The sequence below is a fragment of the Aquitalea sp. FG25 genome (assembly GCF_057809375.1).
Map to the genome: position 1 here is coordinate 1 of NZ_JBMDJV010000014.1, position 20,396 is coordinate 20,396.

The 20,396-nt window shown below is 60.9% G+C and carries 17 protein-coding genes; 9 read left to right on the forward strand and 8 right to left on the reverse strand.

Annotated features, from left to right (window positions below):
• Positions 1 to 560: 560 nt before the first annotated feature.
• Complete coding sequence (locus tag ACODR9_RS13450) at positions 561 to 1,028, reverse strand: hypothetical protein (protein ID WP_488809869.1); 468 nt, start codon at positions 1,026 to 1,028, stop codon at positions 561 to 563.
• 231 nt (positions 1,029 to 1,259) lie between these two features.
• On the opposite strand from ACODR9_RS13450, the gene ACODR9_RS13455 reads away from it, so the two are divergent.
• A complete protein-coding gene (locus ACODR9_RS13455) occupies positions 1,260 to 3,362 on the forward strand; it encodes a putative bifunctional diguanylate cyclase/phosphodiesterase (RefSeq protein ID WP_488809871.1) in 2,103 nt (700 codons plus the stop codon).
• A gap of 107 nt (positions 3,363 to 3,469) precedes the next feature.
• Here the strand turns inward: ACODR9_RS13455 and eutC are convergent, their stop codons facing one another.
• From eutC to eat, 3 genes are read right to left on the reverse strand one after another with little or no spacing between them, the layout of a single operon-like run.
• Positions 3,470 to 4,282: an ethanolamine ammonia-lyase subunit EutC gene (eutC, locus tag ACODR9_RS13460; RefSeq protein WP_488809873.1), complete on the reverse strand. Its 813-nt coding sequence runs from the start codon at positions 4,280 to 4,282 to the stop codon at positions 3,470 to 3,472.
• Entirely contained in the window at positions 4,282 to 5,661 is a 1,380-nt protein-coding gene (locus tag ACODR9_RS13465; protein WP_488809875.1) for an ethanolamine ammonia-lyase subunit EutB, read from the reverse strand. Before ACODR9_RS13465 ends, eutC begins: the two co-directional genes overlap by 1 nt.
• 38 nt (positions 5,662 to 5,699) lie before the next feature.
• Positions 5,700 to 7,115, reverse strand: coding sequence for an ethanolamine permease (gene eat, locus ACODR9_RS13470; RefSeq protein ID WP_488809877.1), 1,416 nt, complete (start codon positions 7,113 to 7,115; stop codon positions 5,700 to 5,702).
• A gap of 378 nt (positions 7,116 to 7,493) precedes the next feature.
• Between eat and ACODR9_RS13475 the strand changes: the two genes are divergently transcribed.
• Complete coding sequence (locus tag ACODR9_RS13475) at positions 7,494 to 8,468, forward strand: helix-turn-helix domain-containing protein (RefSeq protein ID WP_488809879.1); 975 nt, start codon at positions 7,494 to 7,496, stop codon at positions 8,466 to 8,468.
• A gap of 25 nt (positions 8,469 to 8,493) precedes the next feature.
• On the opposite strand, the gene ACODR9_RS13480 is transcribed toward ACODR9_RS13475, so the two are convergent.
• Positions 8,494 to 9,954, reverse strand: coding sequence for an aminotransferase-like domain-containing protein (locus ACODR9_RS13480; protein ID WP_488809880.1), 1,461 nt, complete (start codon positions 9,952 to 9,954; stop codon positions 8,494 to 8,496).
• Between the two features lie 226 nt (positions 9,955 to 10,180).
• On the opposite strand from ACODR9_RS13480, the gene ACODR9_RS13485 reads away from it, so the two are divergent.
• The 6 genes from ACODR9_RS13485 (at position 10,181) to ACODR9_RS13510 (ending at position 15,395) form a co-directional block, all read left to right on the forward strand.
• Entirely contained in the window at positions 10,181 to 10,801 is a 621-nt protein-coding gene (locus tag ACODR9_RS13485; RefSeq protein ID WP_488809882.1) for a LysE family translocator, read from the forward strand.
• 105 nt (positions 10,802 to 10,906) lie between these two features.
• Positions 10,907 to 11,452 (forward strand): isochorismatase family protein, encoded by a 546-nt coding sequence (locus ACODR9_RS13490; RefSeq protein WP_488809883.1) that lies wholly within the window; start codon positions 10,907 to 10,909, stop codon positions 11,450 to 11,452.
• Between the two features lie 71 nt (positions 11,453 to 11,523).
• Complete coding sequence (locus tag ACODR9_RS13495) at positions 11,524 to 12,432, forward strand: EamA family transporter (protein WP_488809884.1); 909 nt, start codon at positions 11,524 to 11,526, stop codon at positions 12,430 to 12,432.
• A complete protein-coding gene (locus ACODR9_RS13500) occupies positions 12,422 to 13,345 on the forward strand; it encodes a GlxA family transcriptional regulator (protein ID WP_488809885.1) in 924 nt (307 codons plus the stop codon). Before ACODR9_RS13495 ends, ACODR9_RS13500 begins: the two co-directional genes overlap by 11 nt.
• A gap of 104 nt (positions 13,346 to 13,449) precedes the next feature.
• On the forward strand, positions 13,450 to 14,100 hold the full coding sequence (locus ACODR9_RS13505; RefSeq protein WP_488809887.1) for an LPP20 family lipoprotein: 651 nt from the start codon (positions 13,450 to 13,452) through the stop codon (positions 14,098 to 14,100).
• A 23-nt stretch (positions 14,101 to 14,123) separates the two neighbouring features.
• Positions 14,124 to 15,395 carry a flagellar assembly protein T N-terminal domain-containing protein gene (locus tag ACODR9_RS13510; protein WP_488809888.1) on the forward strand — a complete coding sequence of 424 codons (1,272 nt, stop codon included), beginning with the start codon at positions 14,124 to 14,126 and terminating at the stop codon, positions 15,393 to 15,395.
• Between the two features lie 51 nt (positions 15,396 to 15,446).
• Here ACODR9_RS13510 and ACODR9_RS13515 read toward each other — a convergent pair whose 3' ends face one another.
• Both ACODR9_RS13515 and ACODR9_RS13520 read right to left on the reverse strand, forming a co-directional pair.
• Complete coding sequence (locus ACODR9_RS13515; protein ID WP_488809889.1) at positions 15,447 to 15,929, reverse strand: GNAT family N-acetyltransferase; 483 nt, start codon at positions 15,927 to 15,929, stop codon at positions 15,447 to 15,449.
• A gap of 93 nt (positions 15,930 to 16,022) precedes the next feature.
• Positions 16,023 to 16,892: a serine hydrolase gene (locus ACODR9_RS13520; RefSeq protein ID WP_488809891.1), complete on the reverse strand. Its 870-nt coding sequence runs from the start codon at positions 16,890 to 16,892 to the stop codon at positions 16,023 to 16,025.
• A gap of 234 nt (positions 16,893 to 17,126) precedes the next feature.
• Here ACODR9_RS13520 and uvrB point away from each other — a divergent pair, with 234 nt between their 5' ends.
• Complete coding sequence (uvrB, locus tag ACODR9_RS13525; protein ID WP_488810027.1) at positions 17,127 to 19,139, forward strand: excinuclease ABC subunit UvrB; 2,013 nt, start codon at positions 17,127 to 17,129, stop codon at positions 19,137 to 19,139.
• Between the two features lie 225 nt (positions 19,140 to 19,364).
• On the opposite strand, the gene ACODR9_RS13530 is transcribed toward uvrB, so the two are convergent.
• Positions 19,365 to 20,336: a bile acid:sodium symporter family protein gene (locus tag ACODR9_RS13530; protein ID WP_488809892.1), complete on the reverse strand. Its 972-nt coding sequence runs from the start codon at positions 20,334 to 20,336 to the stop codon at positions 19,365 to 19,367.
• Positions 20,337 to 20,396: the final 60 nt, after the last annotated feature.

Genomic DNA, 20,396 nt, shown 5'->3' on the forward strand with positions numbered 1-20,396 from the left:
TTTCCAGCTTGTTGGTCCCCGCCAGTTTTGTTCTGGCATCGATTTTTTTAAGAAGGTCTGACACAAGGGCATCCTAGACTAAGGGTGAAAGATAACCGGTACAGGACGATGCCCTTACAGGTGTGCTGCATGCCATGGCGTGCGGCGGTAATTTTCTGTGTATGAAAGACTGGTGCATCTTGCTGCTGGTCGCGAGGGCTGAGGCTTGAGTGTTGTTTTATCAAAGAATATTTAAATAATTTTTATTATTATTTATTATTCTCCAGATATGGCGATAAGCCACACTATAGCTACTGTTATTGAAAACAACCAAGCACGATCAAAATATCTGTGATGCAGGTCAGGATATCGCAATAATCCCGGACTGCCAGCTAAACCTGCAAGCTGTTTTACATGTTTACGGCGGTGGGATCCATCAAATTGAAGCAGCCCGGCCTTGACCTTGGCCTGTTCGGCCTCAGCACTTTGCTTTGCTTGCCGGCGGTATGCAGGCTGGCCAGATCTCGCTGTTGATTGGCTTGCTGGATGCCCAGCTGTGCATCGGCCTGCGATGCGGCAGCTCAGAGTCCCCAGATTTTGAGTGCGCTCGGCGCGCTAAGCGGGTGACACATCACGCTGCTGCGGATACGGCTGCGGTTGCTGTCGCCTGGCAGGTCAACAATCCAGCCGCCAGCAGCGGCGGACATTTGCAGGGGGATTTCTTTGCCCTTGCTGAGCATGATGTCATGGTAGACCGCCGCGTCGTCCACATGCAGCTGGCCCTGGTCGGTGGTAATGCTGTAGCTGCTGACAAAGGCGCTACCGCTGGCTTCCTTGTATTCCTGGCCCCAGCCGATCAGGTATTTCCTGACGTAACAGTTGGTGGCGGGCGCAATTGGCGGCTTGCTGGCGGTGGCGGTGGTAGTGGCGCTGGCCTGCGGGCCTGACAAGGCCTTGTTCAGGGATTGCATAAAGTCCCGGCTGCTTTGCAGCAGATTGCTGCAGCCGCCAAGCAGCAGAAGAGTGCTGAGAATAACAATGGCCCGCATGGGTCTCCGGGATAGAGCGAAACTGCGCAAGCGCAGCCGGGTTGCAGAAGTTGGCACCGGACACTGGGCAAGTTGGTGCCTGCATGGCGCATGCTACCGTATTCACCTGGGTGGCGGAATGCTTGCTCATGTAAAGACGCAGCCCCCTGCCGTGATCCCCTGGCACGAAAAACGGGCATGTTTATTGCTGCATCACAGCCTGTTATCCAAAGACTGACAGGTGGCACTGCCTTGACGCCAAGCACCCAGATTTCTCGTCCCAATCCGCCGCTCGCCTTGTCGGCATTTCAGCCGAGTGCACTGGAAAACCTGATTCATCATCTGGATGGAATGGCCTACCGTGGCCGGGATGATCCGGCACGGCGCATGCAGTTTGTCAGTCGTGGCTGCCTGGCCTTGTCCGGCTATTCTGCTGCAGTGCTGATGGCGAGTGATGCCGGCTGGATGGGGGTGATTCACAAGGATGACCGTGCCGTGGTGGCCGACATGCTGGCCAGCAGCTTGCGTGGCAATGGCCGTTTTGAGCTGGAATACCGCATCCGTACCGCTGGCGGGCAGATACGCCATGTGCGGGAAAGCGGCGTGGCTTCCGGTGAGGATGGCTGCATGGTGCTGGAGGGCTTTGTGATGGATGTCACCAGCCAGCAGCGCACCATTCGTGCGCTGGCGCAGGCGGAAATGCGTTATCGCACCATTTTCGAGCATGCACAGGAAGGGATATTCCAGAGCAGCAAGACCGGGCGCTACCTGGCGGCCAATCCGGCGCTGGCGCGGCTGTACGGTTATGCCTCGCCGGAGGAGCTGATTCTCAATCTGTCCGACATCAGCTGCCAGCTGTATGTGGAAGTAGGTCGGCGCGAGGCCTTTTTGCACCTGATGGCGACGGTGGGGGAGGTGGTTAACTTTGAGTCCGAGGTTTACCGCAAGGATGGCAAGCGCATCTGGATATCGGAAAACGCGCATGTGGTGTCTTCGGAACAGGGCCGTTTCCTGTATTACGAAGGAACGGTGCAAGACATTTCCGAGCGCAAACACTACCAGCAGCAACTGGAACAACAGGCCAATTTTGATGCCCTGACCGGCCTGCCCAACCGCGCCTTGCTGTACGACCGCCTAAAACAGTCCGTGGCCCGCGCCGCGCGGATGCAAAGCCGGCTGGCGGTGGTGTTTATCGATCTGGACAATTTCAAGTTCATCAATGACAACCTGGGACATGCCGCTGGCGACCAATTGCTGAAAATTGTGGCCGAGCGCATTGCCGGCAGCATCCGCAAGCTGGATACCGTGGCACGGCTGGGCGGGGACGAGTTTGTACTGATTCTGAACGATCTGGACAGCGAAGCCGGCCTGGCCACCTTGCTGGAGCGCATCCGGCTGCGCACCAGCCAGCCAGTGCAGTTACAGGCGCAAAGCTGCAATATCAGCGCCAGCCTGGGCGTGGCGCTCTACCCGCGCGACGGGCTGGATGAACAAACCCTGCTGCGCCATGCCGATATCGCCATGTACGCGGCCAAGGCCGCTGGCAAGGATAATCTGCACTTTTTCACCGGCAAGCTGGATCGGCAGTCCGATGAACGCTTTACCCTGGAGCGGGAAATGCGGCTGGCGCTGGAGCAGGATGGTTTTTCTGTTGCCTACCAGCCCAAGTTTGACCGTGCCGGGCAGATTGTCGGCGTGGAGGCGCTGGCGCGCTGGCAGCATGCGCAGTTGGGAAACATTACCCCGGACCGTTTCATTCCGGTGGCTGAAGAGTGCGGGCTGATCCAGCCGCTTACCATGACTATTTTGCGTCAGGCCTGCCAGGCCATTGCCCGCTGCAACCGGCAGCACCGCCGCCCCATCAACCTGGCGGTCAATCTGTCGCCACGGCTGTTTGAGCGTGATCATCTGTGCCACGAGCTGGCCAGTGTGCTGGCCGACTGCCACTTCCCGCCGCAGTGGCTGGAGCTGGAAATCACCGAATCCTTACTGCTGGGCGATACCGAACACATCATCCGCCAGATGCAGGAACTGAAAGATTGGGGCGCTCAACTGGCGATGGATGATTTTGGTACCGGTTACTCTTCTTTGGGGTATCTGGTGCGCTTTCCGCTGGACATCATCAAGATAGACCGCAGCCTGGTGGCCGGGGTGGAAAGTAATGCGCAGCAGCGCATGGTGGTGAGCGCCATGGTGACGCTGGGGCGTAATCTGGGCAAGGAAGTGGTGGCCGAGGGGGTGGAAACCCCGGCCCAGTTGCAGCTGCTGCAGGAGATGGCGTGCAGCCAGTTTCAGGGTTTTGGCCTGTCCATGCCGCTGGATGAAGAAGCCATGCGGCAGTTGCTGCTGGATTGATACGGCAGCGGCCTGGTGCTGCCTTGAGTGTGACTTACAAAAGCGGGTAGCTGATCTTGGCCAAGGCCCGTCACTGTGGCTGGTGCCAGGTTTGATAAGGGGTGGTTTCAGTTGGCAGCTAGTGCCAGCTGGCTTTGCAGTTGCAACCACGCTGCCTCTGCAGCGCTGCCATCCTTGAGCGCCACGCCGGTGCCACTGCCGCGCCCGGCGCGGATCAGCCAGGCCAGCTTGTAGGCGGCCAAGGCGTAGGGCAGGCCTTGCGGGCGCACATTGGAAATGCAGTTGCGCTCGGAATCCATGCGCCCACTGCGCGGTGCGCTGGTGAGATACACCCCTAAACTGTCCGGCGAGCTGAGGCCGGGGCGTTCGCCAATCAGCATCACCACCATCGCCGCCTGCAGGCATTCACCCACTTCATCGGCCAGTGCCACCCGCGCTTCGCTGGCGATCACCACCGGCCCCACGCGCAAGCCCTGCTCGTGCAAATAGGGCAGGGTGGCGGCAATCAAGGGCAGGGCATGGCTGGCCACGGCGCGGGCCGACAGCCCGTCGCCAATCACGAACAGTACCTCGCAGGGCGGGGTGCCAGACTCCAACAGGCTGGCGCGGCTGTCCGGGTGCAGGCGACGGCCCAGGTCCGGGCGTTGCAGGTAAGCCGCGCGACTGGGGGCGGCGCTGCGTACTTGCAGCGTGGTTAGTTGCATGGCTTGCAAGCCATGCAGCAGCGCCTCCTGCTCCAGCGCGGTATGCACGGCATCACGCGCCTGGGCGTGGGCCAGGGCAAAGCGCAGGGTCTCGCGGGTGGGCAGGCTGGCACCCACCCGGCCCAGCGCAACGCGTGCCACGGTGTGGCTGGCCAGGTCCTGCCAGCTGTCTTCGGTAATCGGGCTGAAACTGCTGTGGGTGAGGGGCGCATTCATTACAAGGTCTCCATCAGTTGCAACAGGGCGTGCTGGCGGTCCTGTGCCTGCAGCTTGCCGGCACGGGTAATGGCCATGCTCTCCAGCCAGTCTTCAAATTCCGGTGCGCGCTTCAAGCCGAGTAACTGGCGCAGGTAGAGCGCATCGTGAAACGACGTGCTCTGGTAACCCAGCATGATGTCGTCGGCCCCCGGCACGCCGATGATGAAGTGGATGCCAGCTGTGCCCAAGAGGGTGAGCAGGCTGTCCATATCGTCCTGGTCGGCTTCGGCGTGATTGGTGTAGCAGATGTCGCAACCCATGGGCAGGCCCAAGAGCTTGCCGCAGAAATGGTCTTCCAGCCCGGCGCGGATAATCTGCTTGCCGTTGTACAGGTATTCCGGGCCGATGAAGCCCACCACGGTATTCACCAGCAAGGGTGAAAAATGCCGCGCCACGGCATAGGCGCGTACTTCGCAGGTTTGCTGATCCACTCCCCAGTGGGCATTGGCCGACAGCGCGCTGCCCTGGCCGGTTTCAAAATACATCACGTTGTCGCCCACCGTGCCGCGACGCAGTTGTTGCGCCGCTTGCTGCGCCTCGCCCAGCACCGCCAGATTGATGCCGAAGCCGCTGTTGGCTTTTTCGGTACCGGCAATCGACTGGAATACCAGATCTACCGGCGCGCCACGCTGGATCAGCTCCAGCGTGCTGGTGACATGGGTCAGCACGCAGCTTTGGGTGGGGATGGCATAGCGCTGACGCACTTCGTCCATCATCGCCAGCATGGTGTGGATGGCTTCCGGGCTGTCGCTGGCCGGGTTGATGCCGATCACCGCATCGCCCGCGCCGTATAGCAGGCCGTCCAGCATGGCGGCGGCAATGCCGCGCGCGTCGTCGGTGGGATGGTTGGGTTGCAAGCGCACGCCCATGTGGCCGGGCAGACCCTGGGTGTTGCGAAAACGGGTGATCACCCGGCATTTGCTGGCCACCCATACCAAGTCCTGATTACGCATCAGCTTGCTGACGGCGGACACCATTTCCGGCGTCAGGCCGGGGGCGACGGCGGCCAGTGCATGACTGCTGGCGGCATCGGACAGCAGCCAGTCACGCAGACCGCCCACTGTCAGGTGGCTGATGGCAGCAAAGGCCGCGCCATCGTGGCTGTCAATGATCAGCCGGGTGATTTCATCCTGCTCGTAGGGAATCAGTACTTCGTTCAGAAAGGTACGCAGCGGTACGTCGGCCAAACACATCTGGGCGGCCACGCGCTCCTCGGCGCTGCTGGCGGCAATCCCGGCCAGCTGGTCGCCCGAACGCAGAGGCGTAGCGCGGGCCAGCAGGGTTTTCAGATCATCGAAACGGTAACGGCGCGGGCCGATGGTAATGGCGTAGGACATGGCTTGCCGGGGTGTGCCGCACACACCCCGCCTTTCTGTTATTTGCTGCTGGCCACAGCCGGTTTCAGACGTGCGGCATCACTGCCTTCCAGCAGCACATCGCTGGCGGCGGCTGCGCGCTGACGGTGGGTGAGCAGGTAGTAGGCATAAGCCACGGCCAGGCTGCCGGCAAAAATCAGCGCCAGCAGCTGGTTGTACCAGATCATTGCCACCAGGCAGACCACGGCGCAGGCCAGCGCCAGGCCCGGCAGCAGCGGATAGGCCGGGGCGCTGAACGGGCGGGCCAGGGTGGGTTCGCTGCGGCGCAGCTTGAACAGCGCCAGCATGGACACGATGTACATCACGATGGCACCGAATACCGACAGGGTGACGATGTTGGCGGTCAGCGGCTGACCGGCAATCTGGATCAGGTCGTCACTGAAAATGGCGGCAATGCCAACCAGGCCGCCCACGATGATGGCGCGGTGTGGGGTTTTGAAGCGCGGGTGGATCACCGCCAGCATCGGCGGCAGATAACCGGCACGGGCCAGGGCAAAGATCTGGCGCGAATAACCCATGATGATGCCGTGGAAGCTGGCAATCAGCCCCAGCAGGCCCAGCCATACCAGCATGTGCAGCCAGCCGCTGTTGCTGCCTACGATCAGCTTCATCGCCTGCGGCAGCGGGTCGTTGATATTGGCCAGCTTGCTCCAGTCGCCAGCGCCACCCGCCATGATCATCACGCCCATGGCCAGTGCCACCAGGGTGAGGATGCCGGCTACATAAGCGCGCGGAATGGTGCGGCTGGGGTCCTTGGCTTCTTCAGCAGCCATGGCCGCGCCTTCAATGGCCAGGAAGAACCAGATGGCAAACGGAATGGCGGCAAACATGCCACCGATGGCGCTCAGGCTGAAGCTGTCGCTACCGGCCCAGCCGTGGTGGGTGAAGTTGTCCCAGCTAAAGCCCGGCGACACCACGCCCATGAACAGCAGCAGTTCAAAGATGGCCAGCAGGGTGACCACCAGCTCAAAGGCCGCTGCCACGCTGACGCCAACAATATTCAGCGCCATAAACACGATGTAGGCGCCACAGGCAATCCACTTGGCGCTCAATTCGGGAAACTGCACGTTCAGATAGGCCCCGATGGCCAGTGCGATGGCTGGCGGGGCAAACACGAATTCGCACAAGGTGGCAAAGCCGGCAATAAAGCCACCGACCGGGCCAAAGGCGCGGCGCGCATAGGCAAACGGCCCGCCAGCATGTGGAATGGCGGTGGTCAGCTCGGTAAAGCTGAAGATGAAGGCCGTGTACATGATGGCCACAAAGATGGAGCTGAGCAGAAAGCCCAGCGTACCGGCCTGCGCCCAGCCATAGCTCCAGCCGAAATATTCACCCGAGATCACCAGCCCGACGGCGATCCCCCATAGTTGCCAGCCGCCTAGCTTGCGCGCCAGGCCGTGATTGCTGTTGCTCATGACATTTCCTCTTTTTTAACTCACTTCTCCCTGCCCGGTGCAGTAGCTCCGGGGCCTGACAAGCATGCTAGGCAGGGTGTGGCGGCGGGCGTTATCGGAAATCGGAAAACAAAACCGGCCCTGCTGCTGCCTGCCGGGCTGGCGCAGTAGCCGGCAGATGGGGCTGTGCAAGAGTCGTGCCTGGCGCATGATTGCTGACGGTGCGTGGTGGCACGGTTCTGGCGGTATTCCGGCACCGTGATGAGGCATGGCCAGGCCTGGCATGCACCGAGGCAGGGAATTTGCCGATTTACGATAGCCATGGCGCAAAAAAGCGGCGGCAAAGCTGGTGTGCTTCTTGCTAATGCCTTGTGTATCAACGATTTCAGGGAGCCGCAGATGGACCCGCTGACACATGGCCAGTCCCTGCAGATTGTTACCCGGCTGGCGGATGATGCTGCCGATCAGGCCGCCTTCATCAGTGGTTGGGAGCAGGAGTACGCGCAGATTTCCTGTGGCCGCTTTTCCGGGCGGCTGGATGAGCTGTGCCTGGGGCGCTTGCAGGTGTTCCGCGAATATTCGGCACGGGAAACCTTTCAGCAATGCCAGCCGTGGCAGGGTGCCATCTGGTTTGGCATCCCGGCACCGGACAGTGGCGAGCGGCTGCGCTTTCATGGCCGCAGCGTACCGCCCGCTGCCGTGCTGGTGGCGATGGGCGGCAGCGACTTTACCCTGCGTACCCCGGACGACTTCACCATCTATGGCATCGTGCTGGAGCAGCAGGTGTTGGCGCAGCGTCATCAGCAACTGTTTGGGCATGATTTGCCAGCGCACTGGCTGCAAACGGCGGCGGTCTGCCTGTCGCCAGCCAGCCACCATACCCTGTGCGGGCAGATAGCCGAACTGCTGGCGCTGGCCCGGCACACGCCGGACAGCATAGGGCGGCAACTATTGCTGGATTGTTCGGTAGATGCCTTGTTGCTGGCCTTGTCACAGTCAGGCGCGCAGTCGCTGTCGCGGCGCGATGGCAGCAGCCAGCGCCATTGGCAGTGGGTGGAGCAAGCACGCCAGCGCGCGCTGCAACCGGCGCAGACATGGCTGACGGTGGAAGGCTTGTGCCGGGAATTACACGTGACACGCCGCACTCTGCAAAACGGTTTTCAGGAAGTCACCGCCATGAGCCCGCTGCCATTCTTGCGCGCGCTCCGGCTGAATCAGGTGCGCCGTTTGCTGCGCTCGCCCTTGTCCGGGCAGGACAGCATCCAGCAACTGGCCGAGGACTGGGGCTTTGCCACCCCCAGCCATTTCAGTTACGACTACCGCCGCCTGTTTGGCGAAACCCCCAGCCAAACCCGGCAGCGGCCACGCGGCTGATGCTGTGGAGCGGGTGGAGGGCGGACTAGCGGTTTAGTTGCTGCTGTACCAGCATGCCCACGCGGGTGAGGGCGGCAACATAGCGCTCGTCCAGCGGGTAGCAACAGGACAGGCGCATGGCATTGCGGTAACGGCCACCGGGTGAATACAGCGGGCCGGGCATGATGCTGATGTTTTCGGCTATGGCGGCGTGAAACAGCGCTACGCTGTCGCAGCCTTCCGGCAGTTCCAGCCAGATCAAAAAGCCGCCAGCGGGGTCGGTGGCACGGGTGCCGGGCGGGAAGTGGCGGGCAATCAGGCCGCGCACCTTTTCCACATGCTGGGCGTAATGGCGCTTGAGCGCACGCAGGTGGTGGTCGTAGCCGCCGGATTCCAGAAACGCGCCCAATGTTTCGGACAGCACCATGGGCTGGGCCACCGAAGAAGCAAACTTCAGCTTGCGTAGCGCCGCGCCAAAGCGCCCCCCTTCCATCCAGCCAATGCGAAAATCCGGTGCCAGCGTCTTGGTGTAACTGGTGCAGAAGATGATCCAGCCGTCCTCATCAAAGGCCTTGGCCGCCGGGGCCTGGGTATCGCTAAACTGCAATTCGGCATACAGCCCGTCCTCGATCAGCGGTACCTGGTATTGATTGACCAGCCGTGCTAGCCGTTTCTTGGCTTCCAGCGGCATGCTGCAGCCCAGCGGATTGTGCACATTGGGCATGGCCACCAGCGCGCTGATACGGCCTTCGGACAGCAGCAGCTCCACCGCATCCACCGACAGACCGTGCTGCGGGTCGGTGGGAATCTCCACCGCCTTCAGGCCCAGGCTGGCAAACAGCGGCAGCAGGTTGAAATAGGTGGGCGATTCCAGCCCCACCGCGTCGCCCGGCTTGGTGACGGCACGCAGTGCCAGTTGCAATGCCTCCATGCAGCCATTGGTGAGAATGATGTTTTCCGCTTGCAAGGCCATGCCCAGCTCCATGCTGCGGCGGGCAATCTGTACCCGCAGCCGCTCCGAGCCGGGTGGCAATGCATAAGTGCTGACCATGCCGGGCTGGCGGCGCAGAATCTGCCCCATCAGCCGTGCCAGCTTGTTGCCGGGGTAGAAGTCGCTGCCGCGCGGGCAGGCCAGTGCCAGATCGATAAAGCCGGGCATCTGCTGGGCATCCAGCACTGCGCCGATCAGATCCAGCACCTTGCTTTCCGTGGGCTTGGCCAAGCTGCTCTGGGTCATCACCGGCCTTGCCGGTGAGGGCAGGCGCGCCCGCACGTAATAGCCGGATTGGGGACGCGCTTCTATCAGCCCACGGTCTTCCAGTACCCGATAGGCCGCCACCACCGTGTTCAGGCTCAGTTGCCGGCTTTGCGAGGTGCGCCGTACCGAGGGTAGGCGCGAGCCGGGCGGCAGGGTGCCACGGGCAATGGCCAGTGACAGGTCTTCCGCCAGTTGCTGGTACAGGGTGGCACCGGCGGCGGTACTGCGGGGCAGGCTTTCTGGAGGCATGGCGGGTATTCCGGGCAAGGCAGGGCAAGGATTAACAATGCCGCAGCACGGCTGCTGGCGACAGTGACAGTGCTCATCATAGTCTGTGGTGACAGTTTGGGTAAATCTGCAACTGTCACCGTGACAATAGTAGATTGTTGCGGCTGTCACCCTGTGCCGCTCCCGCCTTAGCATGATGGAAGCGCATCACCAAACCGGCTGATGCATCGCCATGAGGAGCCCTGACATGCTGGAAGTCGCCTTGCTGTCCTATGTGGGTGTGATGTCCATCACGCCCGGTCCCAACAACCTGATGCTGGCCACTTCCGGTGTCAATTACGGTTTTCGCCGCACCTTGCCGCACATGCTGGGTATCAGCATCGGTTGTGCGGTCCAGGTGTTCATCACTGCCAGCCTGCTGGCATGGGTCCTGCAATGGGTGCAGGTGGCGCGCTTGCCGCTGGCCGTGGCCGGTTGTCTCTATCTGTTATGGCTGTCGTGGAAGATTGCCCGTTCCGCCGCGCCGGAGGGCGGGGAAAACGGCAAGCCAATGCGCTTTTTGGCGGCAGCCATGTTCCAGTGGGTGAATCCCAAGGCCTGGGTGATGGTGCTTAATGCCGCCATCCTGTTTATGCCGGCGGATACCGACGCACGCGTGGGGGCCGCCTTGCTGCTGGCCGTCATCTTTGCCGTGGTCAATCTGCCCTGTATCAGCCTGTGGGCCTGGATGGGCGAGCGCTTGCGTCATCTGCTCAGCGCTGCCCCGGCCTTGCTGCTGTTTAACCTGCTGATGGGCGTACTGATGGGGGGGACTGCCTTGTGGCTGCTGCTGGATGAAATCCGTCATGCCTGGCCGACGCTGCTGTAAGCTGAAAACAATGTCCGGATTTGGCAGCATCTTGTCTGCAAGCAGCATCTGGCATGGCTACTGGTGGCGCTAGACTGTGTCCATGATCTGAACCGGAGCATGGACATGGACAAGGCAGCATTGCTGGTGATTGATGTGCAGGATTCGTTTTTGCAGCGTGATTATTGGGATGCGTCGGCGCTGCCAGTATTTCGCCAGCGGCTGCTGGCGCTGATCGCCGGGGCGCGGGCTGCCGGGGTGCCGGTGCTGTATGTGCTGCACGAAGATGGCGATGGCCCATTTGCTGCGGCGTCCGGCTGGGTGCGCCCCATGGCGTGGTTGCCGGACGCGCCGGATGCCATCTTCATCAAACACGTGCACAATGCCATGCTGGATTCCGGCCTGCAGCCCTGGCTGGCCGAGCGCGGCATCAGCAAGCTGCTGGTGTCCGGCATCCGCACCGAGCAGTGCTGTGAAACCACCACCCGGGTGGCGTCCGACCTGGGTTATGCCGTGGATTTTGTCAGTGAAGCCACGCTCACCTTTGCTATGCGCCATCCGCATAGCGGCAAGCTGTTCAGTGCAGACGAAATCCGGGAAAAAACCGAGCTGGTGCTGGCTGACCGCTTTGCCGACATCGTCACGGTGGAGCAGGCGCTGGCGCGCCTGTAAACCGTGTTTTTATCGATCAGACCAGGCAATCCCATTCGCACCGGATGGGCTGGTATGACGGAGCGTATTTCATGCCTTTGAAGGATGTGTTGCAGGCGCTGGCCATCGTGCTGATCTGGGGCGTCAATTTCGTGGTGATCAAATACGGCGTGGCCGATGTGCCACCGCTGTTGCTGGGTGCCCTGCGCTTTATGCTGGCGGCCTTTCCTGCGGTGCTGCTGGTGCGTCGGCCCAATCTGCCCTGGGTCTGGGTGGCAGCCTATGGACTCTCTGTTGGCGTGGGGCAGTTTGCCTTCCTGTTTTCCGCCATCAAGCTGGGCATGCCCGCTGGGCTTGCTTCGGTGGTATTGCAGTCGCAGGCCTTTTTCACGCTGATTCTGGCCGGGCTGATGCTGCATGAGCGCTGGCAGGCGGCGCAAATCCTGGGCCTGCTATGTGCCTGTGCCGGGCTGGCGCTGATCGGCCTGGCCAAGGGCGGCAGCATGACGGCCATTGGCTTTGGCCTGACGCTGGCGGCGGCTTTTTGCTGGGCCTCGTCCAATATCATCGTGCGTTTGATGGGCAAGGCCGGGCACAAGGTGGAGCCGCTCAATCTGGTGGTGTGGTCCAGCCTGGTGCCGCCGCTGCCGTATCTGGCGCTGTCCTGGTGGCTGGAAGGACCAGAACGCATGGAAATCGCCCTGCGTCATTTCTCGCTGGGCTCTTTTCTGGCGGTGGCGTATCTGGCCTTCATGGCCACCTTGCTGGGTTACGGCATGTGGAGCCGTCTGCTCAGTCGCCATCCGGCCAATAAGGTTGCCCCCTTCTCGCTGTTGGTGCCGGTGGTGGGGGTGCTTACCTCCGCCCTGTTGCTGGGTGAGCGGCTGAGTCTGTTGCAAGCGGCAGGCAGCATGCTGCTGCTGGCCGGGCTGGTGGTGAATGTGTTTGGCGGCATGCTGCTGGCACGCTGGCGGCGCGGGGTGGTGGCCCATGGCGCGTGATATCTGGTTTGTGCTGCCGCCGCGCTTCATGCTGCTGGATTTTGCCGGTCCGGCCGAAGCCATGCGCATTGCCACCGAGTTTGGTGCGGATTTTAAGCTGCACTATGCAGCCTGCGCTGCACAGACGTCTTGCTCGCTGGGCTTGCCGCTGGGTGGTTTGCAGCCTTTGCCGGTACAGCTGGCGGACGACAGCCTGATCATCATCCCCGGCGCTGATTGCTCGGCAGAAGCTTACGCCATGCCGGAAGCGCAGCAGATTGTCCGCTGGTTATCCTCCAGCTTTCAGCCACAGAAGCATCAGCTGGCCACCATCTGCTCGGCAGCCTTGCTGGCCGGCATGGCGGGCTTGCTGGCACATCGCCAATGCACCACCCATCACAGCCTGATTGAACGGTTGTGTCAGACCGATAACAGCACCCAGGTGCTGGAGAACCGCGTATTTGTGCAGGATGGCACGGTGTGGACCAGCGCCGGTATCACGGCTGGCATCGATCTGGCGCTACAGCTGATCAGCCAACTGGCCAACCCGGCCATCGCCCGCGAGGTGGCGCGGGAAATGGTGGTGTACTTCCGCCGCTCCGGCCAGGATGTGCAGCTGTCGCCGTGGCTGGCGCATCGCAACCATCTGCACCCGGCGGTACACAAGGTGCAGGACCTGATTGCCGCCAGCCCGGAGCAGGACTGGAGCCTGGCCGCACTGGCCGGGCAGGTGCATGTCAGCGTGCGTCACCTGTCGCGTTTGTTCCGTGAACACGCTGGTGTGTCGGTGCATGACTACCACCTGGCGCTGCGCGCGGCGCGGGCCAGCCAGTGGCGCACAGCGGGCTTGTCCAAGGAAAAGGCGGCGCTGGCGGCCGGTTTTTCTTCGGCACGCCAGTGGCAGCGTGCGCAAGCTGCGGCAGCGGTTTCCTGACAAAAATTAACTCAAGTTTACCGGGTGACTGTCGATATAATGCTGACGTCGCGCCGTGCTGCGCCGGTATGTCGCCCCCAGAACAAGTAGAAATGGTTACCGTCATGAACATCCGCACCCGCCGTATGGCTGCCGTATCCCTGTTGCTGGGCCTGACTGCCTGTGCCTCCGCCAGTCAGCCGGTTGCCGAGTCCGTCCATCCGCAGGCCATGCCGGTGGCTGCGCCGGCCTCCTTTACCGGCGTGGGTTATGCCGGTCCGGGTATCGAGCCGGAAGCACCCAGAGTGGTGGTGAAGGAAATCAATCCCAATGCGCCCATCGTCATCCGGGCCACTGGCAGCGGGGCCGCACCTTATTCCTCTGCACTGACGCCGTCGCAGCGCAAGTTGCTGTCCATGCGTGCGGCGCGGCTGGATGCCTTCCGCTCGATCGCCGAGCAGGTACAGGGCATGAAGCTGGTGGGTAACAGCTCGGTAGCCAATATGGTGGCCACCAGCGACGGCTTCCGCACTTATGTTGATGCCTACCTGCGCGGTGTACATCTGGTGTCCACCACGATGCTGCCGGATGGCACCAGCGAGGCGGTGGCGGAAATCACGCTAGACCAGGATTTCTACAAGCAATACAAGAATGCGCTGGAAAAAACCGGTAGTGTAATGAAGGCCGCCCAGCAAGATGGTGTGGCTGGCCTGGAGTGCGCCGAAGGCAACTGCGGTGCCACGCGTTATGAAAGCAACTTCTACGTAGCCCACTGATGACGACACGGCTTCTTTTCCGCATGGTAGCCGCCCTTGGGGCGGCTTTTGCGTTGACGGCTTCATTGCATGCTGCGCCCATCATTGCCGAGGGGGTGGCCGATATGGAAGCCGGTAGCCCGGCTGCGCGTGAAATGGCCATCCGTGATGCCTTGCAGCAAGCGGCCATCAGCAATGGTGCTGAGCTGCAATCGCTGCAACTGGTACAGTCCGGCAATGTCAGCGAAAGCAGCGCTTTGTCGGCACCCTCCCTGCAGGGCAAGGTGAAGATCCTGCAGGAGTACAACAGCGACGGCATGTACCATGTCCGGCTCAGTATCGATCCGCAAGCCAGTGCCGCCGGTCCGGTAGCCAGTAAGCCCACCCCGGCGCAGAACGCCAGCTGCGGCATGCCTGTCGGGCGTAGCCTGCGACGCAAACTGCTGACCACCTACTTTTATGTAGTGAATCCGGCTGAAGCCAACGACCTGCATAATCTGGCCAACCGCCTGCCGGCTGATCTGGCCCGCCGTCTGCGCCAGCAAAACCAGTTTGACGTGCGCAATGCCGGCCATCTCACCGTACTAAGCAATATGGCGGCAGATGAACCGATGGCTGGCTGGGAGACGGTGCGCGAACTGGGGCGGCGCGAGGATGTGCAGTTTGTGGTGGCCGGGCGGGTATTGTCTACCGGAGTGGTGGGCAAAAGCCTGCGCCACACCATGTATGAATCCAACAATACCAGCCAGCAGGGGGCCTATTACACCGGACCGCTGGCCGGGCTGTTTGGCGGTGCGTTCAAGTACGCGCCTTCGGCACGGCAGTTTGATCTGGAAGTATGGATTTACGATGCACTGACCGGTGCCGTGCTGGCCGACCAGCGCATCAGCCGCATTGCCCAGGGCCAGGTGGTGGCGCAGCTGCCGGCAGACTTTGCCACGACGGCCTTCTGGCAAGGAGATTATGGCCGGGTGGTGGATAATCTGCTCGATCAGGCCACCCGCCAGCTGGTGGACGTGGTCAGTTGCATTCCGCTTTCGGCCAAGGTGGTGAAGGTGGAAGAGGGCCGTCAGGTGTTTGTGAATGTTGGCGGGCTGGATGGCATGAAGGTGGGCGACCAGATGCTGCTGTACAAGCCGCTCTCGGCGCAGATTGTGCGCAGTGGCGGTGGCGTGCGCGAACTGGGTGTGCCGGAGGAACTGTCCGGTACCATCACCCTGACGCAGGTACAACCCAATTTCTCCATTGCCCAGGTGCAAAGCGCCAAGCTCAAGGTGGAAGAGGGCGATTACGTCCGCTTCATGACCCGGCGTTGAACTGACAAAAAAGCCCCGCCAGATGCGGGGCTTTTGCTGGAGCTGCTTTCTTCAGGCCTGCTCGGCAAACTTCTGTAATGCACTGCCCGTCAGGCGGTATTTCACCCATTCTGCCTGGGCCGCCGCGCCGAATGATTCATAAAAATCAATGGCCGGCTGATTCCAGTCCAGCACGCTCCATTCAAAACGACCACAACCGCGAGAGAGCGCCAGTTGCGCCAGGTGGCGCAGCAGTTTCTTGCCGGCACCGCTGCCACGCGCCGCCGGGGTGATGTAGAGGTCTTCCAGGTAGAGACCGGACTTGCCCTGCCAGGTGGAATAGTTAAAGAAGTACACTGCATAGCCCACCGGCTGGCCATCCTGCAGGCAGATCAGGCCGTGGGCGGTGCTGTCGGGGCCGAACAGCGACTGTTCGATATCAGCCACGCTGGCCACGACCTCATGTTCGGCTTTCTCATAAATGGCCAGTTCGCGGATATAGCCCAGAATCAGTGCGGCATCAGCATGTACGGCGGGGCGAATACTAATGGTCAAGTGCAACTCCTCATGCGGGCTTACGGGCCCGTCTGCGTTGTCATGATGAAAAAAGGCCGGTTGCCCGGCCTGAGTGTATCTGCGTGTCGGGGCTTAGCCCGCCAGCCAGTTGCCCGGGTGGGCCTCCAGCCAGGTTTTGATGCTGCGCGCATCGTTGACGCGGGCGGAGTTACCGCCAGCAGCCAGCAGCACGATGATCAGCGGCTGCGAACCTACGGTGGTTTGCATCACCATGCAGCGGCCCGCTTCCTGAATGTAACCGGTTTTCTGGATGCTGATGTCCCAGTTGCCCTCGCGTACCAGCGCATTGCTGTTGCGGTATTGCAGTACGCGGTTGCGTACCGACACGATCTGGTGCTCCGGGGTGGTGGTGAAGGCGCGAATCAGCGGGTAGTTGTGTGCGGCTTTCACCATGCGCGCCAGGTCATGCGCGGTGGAGGTATTGCGCAAATCCAGGCCGGTGGGGTCGTAGAACACCGTTTCGTTCATGCCCAGGCTACGCGCCTTGCGGTTCATGCGTTCGACGAAGGCGGCAGTGCCTCCCGGCAGGGCGGTGCGGGCCAGCGTGGCGGCGGCACGGTTTTCCGAGGACATCAGCGCCAGCAGCAGCATTTCCTTGCGCGGCAAGGTGGTGCCCACTGCCAGGCGCGAGGTGGTGTTCTTCAGGCGGTCGATCTCGGCATCGGAAACCGACACTTCCTGATCCAGCGACACGCCGGAATCCAGCAGCACCATGGCCGTCATCAGCTTGGTGATGGAGGCAATGGGCATGCGCTGGTGGATGTTCTTTTCATACAGCGGTTCACCGGTATTGCCATTAAGCACCAGTACCGAATGTGAATTCAGGCGCGGTACGGCATGGTCGGCCATCTGACTGGCAACCATGACGCCGGCTGGCGGAGCGGCCACTGCCGGCATCGCCAGGGCGGCGGAAACCAGCAGGGCGGCAAATTTTCTCAGCATAAGAGATACACTCCCGTGTCTTGTCAGTGGAGATACAGCCTGTCAGAAAACATGCTTACATCATGTTGATGTGCAAGGATTCTTCATCTCGGCTCGTGATCGGGTTGCTTACATTTTAAACAATGTTTTGCCATTAGGGCAGGCAATTTGCAGATAAATTCAGTTGTGTGCCGGGAGTGAGTTCTACGCGTTATCGGCGTAAAATCGATGGACTTGAACCCGCGCGAAAACACCATGTTGCTTAACTTCCCGGATAGTCCGTTTCGCTTGCACCAGCCTTTTTCCCCGGCGGGTGATCAGCCCAGCGCCATTGCCCAACTGGTAGAGGGGCTGGCAGATGGCCTGTCCTACCAAACCTTGCTGGGGGTTACCGGTTCGGGCAAGACCTTCACCATGGCCAATGTCATCGCCCGCACCGGCCGGCCTGCCATCATCATGGCGCACAACAAAACGCTGGCCGCGCAGCTATATAGTGAAATGCGCGAGTTTTTCCCGGAAAACGCGGTTGAGTATTTTGTCTCCTATTACGATTACTACCAGCCGGAGGCTTACGTTCCCAGCCGCGATCTGTTCATCGAGAAAGATTCCAGCATCAACGAACATATCGAGCAGATGCGGCTGTCGGCCACCAAATCCATTCTGGAGCGGCCTGACTGCATCATCGTGGCCACGGTGTCGGCCATTTACGGTATTGGCGATCCTTCCGATTACCACCAGATGATTTTGCATCTGAAAGAGGGCGAAACCACCCCGCAGCGCAGCATCATCAGTCGCCTCACCACCATGCAGTACGATCGCAACGATGTGGATTTTGGTCGTGGCACCTTCCGGGTGCGCGGTGATGTGATCGACATTTTCCCGGCGGAAAGCAGCGACACCGCCTTGCGCGTCAGCCTGTTTGACGATGAAGTGGAAACGCTTACCCTGTTCGATCCGTTGACAGGTGTTACCAAACAGCGGGTGGGCCGCTATACCGTGTTTCCGTCCAGCCACTACGTAACGCCGCGCGACACCGTGCTCAAGGCTTGTGAAAAAATCAAGCTGGAGCTGGCCGAGCGCATTCAGTGGTATCAGAAGGAAGGCAAACTGGTGGAGGCGCAGCGTATCGAGCAGCGCACCCGCTTTGATCTGGAAATGCTGTACGAGATGGGCTTTTGCAAGGGCATCGAAAATTACTCGCGCCATTTCTCCGGCCGCGCGCCGGGCGATGCGCCGCCGACGCTGATTGACTACCTGCCCAAGAACGCGCTGATGTTCATCGATGAATCCCATGTCACCGTGCCGCAGGTGGGGGCGATGTACAAGGGTGATGCCGCGCGCAAGAGCAATCTGGTGGATTACGGTTTCCGCCTGCCTTCCGCCGTGGACAACAGGCCGCTGAAATTCCACGAGTTCGAGCAATTGATGCCGCAAACCATCTTTGTCTCTGCCACCCCGGCGGTCTATGAAAAAGAGCATGCCGGACAGGTGGTGGAGCAAGTGGTGCGGCCTACCGGTCTGGTCGACCCCATTATCGAAATCCGCCCGGTAGCGACTCAGGTGGACGATTTGCTGTCGGAAATCCGCCTGCGCATGGATCTGGGCGAACGGGTGCTGGTAACCACACTGACCAAGCGCATGGCTGAGCAACTGGCTGATTACTACACCGAGCACGGCATCAAGGTGCGTTATCTGCATAGCGACATCGATACCGTGGAGCGGGTGGAAATCATCCGCGACCTGCGCCTGGGCATGTTCGACGTGCTGATCGGCATCAACCTGCTGCGCGAAGGGCTGGATATTCCTGAGGTCAGCCTGGTGGCCATTCTGGATGCGGACAAGGAAGGCTTCCTGCGCTCGGACCGCTCGCTGATCCAGACCATAGGCCGCGCCGCGCGTAACCTCAACGGCAAGGCCTTGCTGTACGCCGACCGCATCACCGATTCCATGCGCCGCGCCATGGACGAAACCGAACGCCGCCGCGCCAAGCAGCTGGCTTTCAATGCCGAGCATGGCATCGTGCCGCAGGGCATCAACAAGAAGATCAAGGACATCATCGACGGCGTCTACAGCGTGGAAGACCAGCGCAAGAAGCTGCTGGACGAAGCGCAAGTGGCGATGATGGACGAGAAGACGCTGGCCAAGGAAATCAAGCGGCTGGAGAAGGAAATGATGGAAGCGGCGCGCAATCTGGAATTCGAAAAAGCTGCCCGCCTGCGCGACGAACTGAAGGCGCTGAAGGAAAAGATGTTCATCAGCGATTTGTAAGCGCTTTTAACTGCCAGACTCCTCTCGCTTTCTGAATAGAAAGCGAGGCTCCCTTACAAGGTAAGGGCGGGGGGATAGGGAATAAATGGCAAGGCTGCGGAATCTATCACTGACTCGAAAGGCCCGGCTTTGCCGGGTCCTGTGTAATCGCACCAAATCAAATTGTCAGCAGCCTGAAGCCCCGCCAGTGTGATGCTGACGGGGCTTTGTTTTGTCTATCTGGCTTTAGCCAGCCTGGGCGGCCAGTTGCTGCTTGCGATAGCGCTGCGCCAGTACCGCGCAGGTCATCAGTTGAATCTGGTGAAACAGCATCAAAGGCAGCACGATGGAGCCGATGGGATGGCCGGCAAACAGCACCTTGGCCATGGGCACACCGCTGGCCAGGCTCTTTTTCGAACCGCAAAACACGATGGTGATCTGGTCGGCGCGGTCAAAACCCAGCTTGCGGCTGGAATAGGCGGTCAGCCCCAGCAGGATGGCCAGCAGCAGGCCGCATACCACCAGCAGGCCCAGCAAGGATTGCGGCGGCGTTTGTTGCCACAGGCCGGTAATCACCGCCGCGCTGAAGGCGGTGTACACCACCAGCAGGATGGAGCCTTGGTCCACATAGCGCAGCAGCGGCTTGTGCTTGTCCACCCAGCCACCAATCCAGCGGCGCGCAATCTGTCCGGCAATAAAAGGCAGCAACAATTGCAACACGATGTCGGTGATGGAGCCCATGCCCTGATCGCTGCCGTGATGGCTGATTACCAGCATGCCCACCAGCAAGGGGGTGATGAAAATGCCGAAGATATTGGACGCCGTGGCACTGCAAATCGCCGCCGGGATATTGCCTTGTGCCATCGAGGTAAAGGCAATCGACGACTGCACGGTGGAGGGCAGCATGCACAGATACAGCACGCCCAGATACAGCTCTGGCGTCACCAGCGGGCCCAGCAGCGGCTTGAGCGCCAGCCCCAGCACCGGGAACAACACAAAGGTGCAGGCCATCACCGTCAGGTGCAGCTTCCAGTGGGTGGCACCGGCAATCACGGCTTCGCGTGACAGCTTGGCCCCGTGCAGGAAAAACAGCAGGCCGATGGCCAGGGTGGTGATCAGGTTCATGGCCTGGGCTACCTCGCCCTGACAGGGCAGCAGGCTGGCCAGGGTAACCGTGGCAATCAGCGCCAGGGTGAAGGAGTCGATCATTTTCAGCATGGGAATGCCCTATTGCAGCGGGGAAACATGCTTGCCATTGAACCCTGAAACCATTCAGAC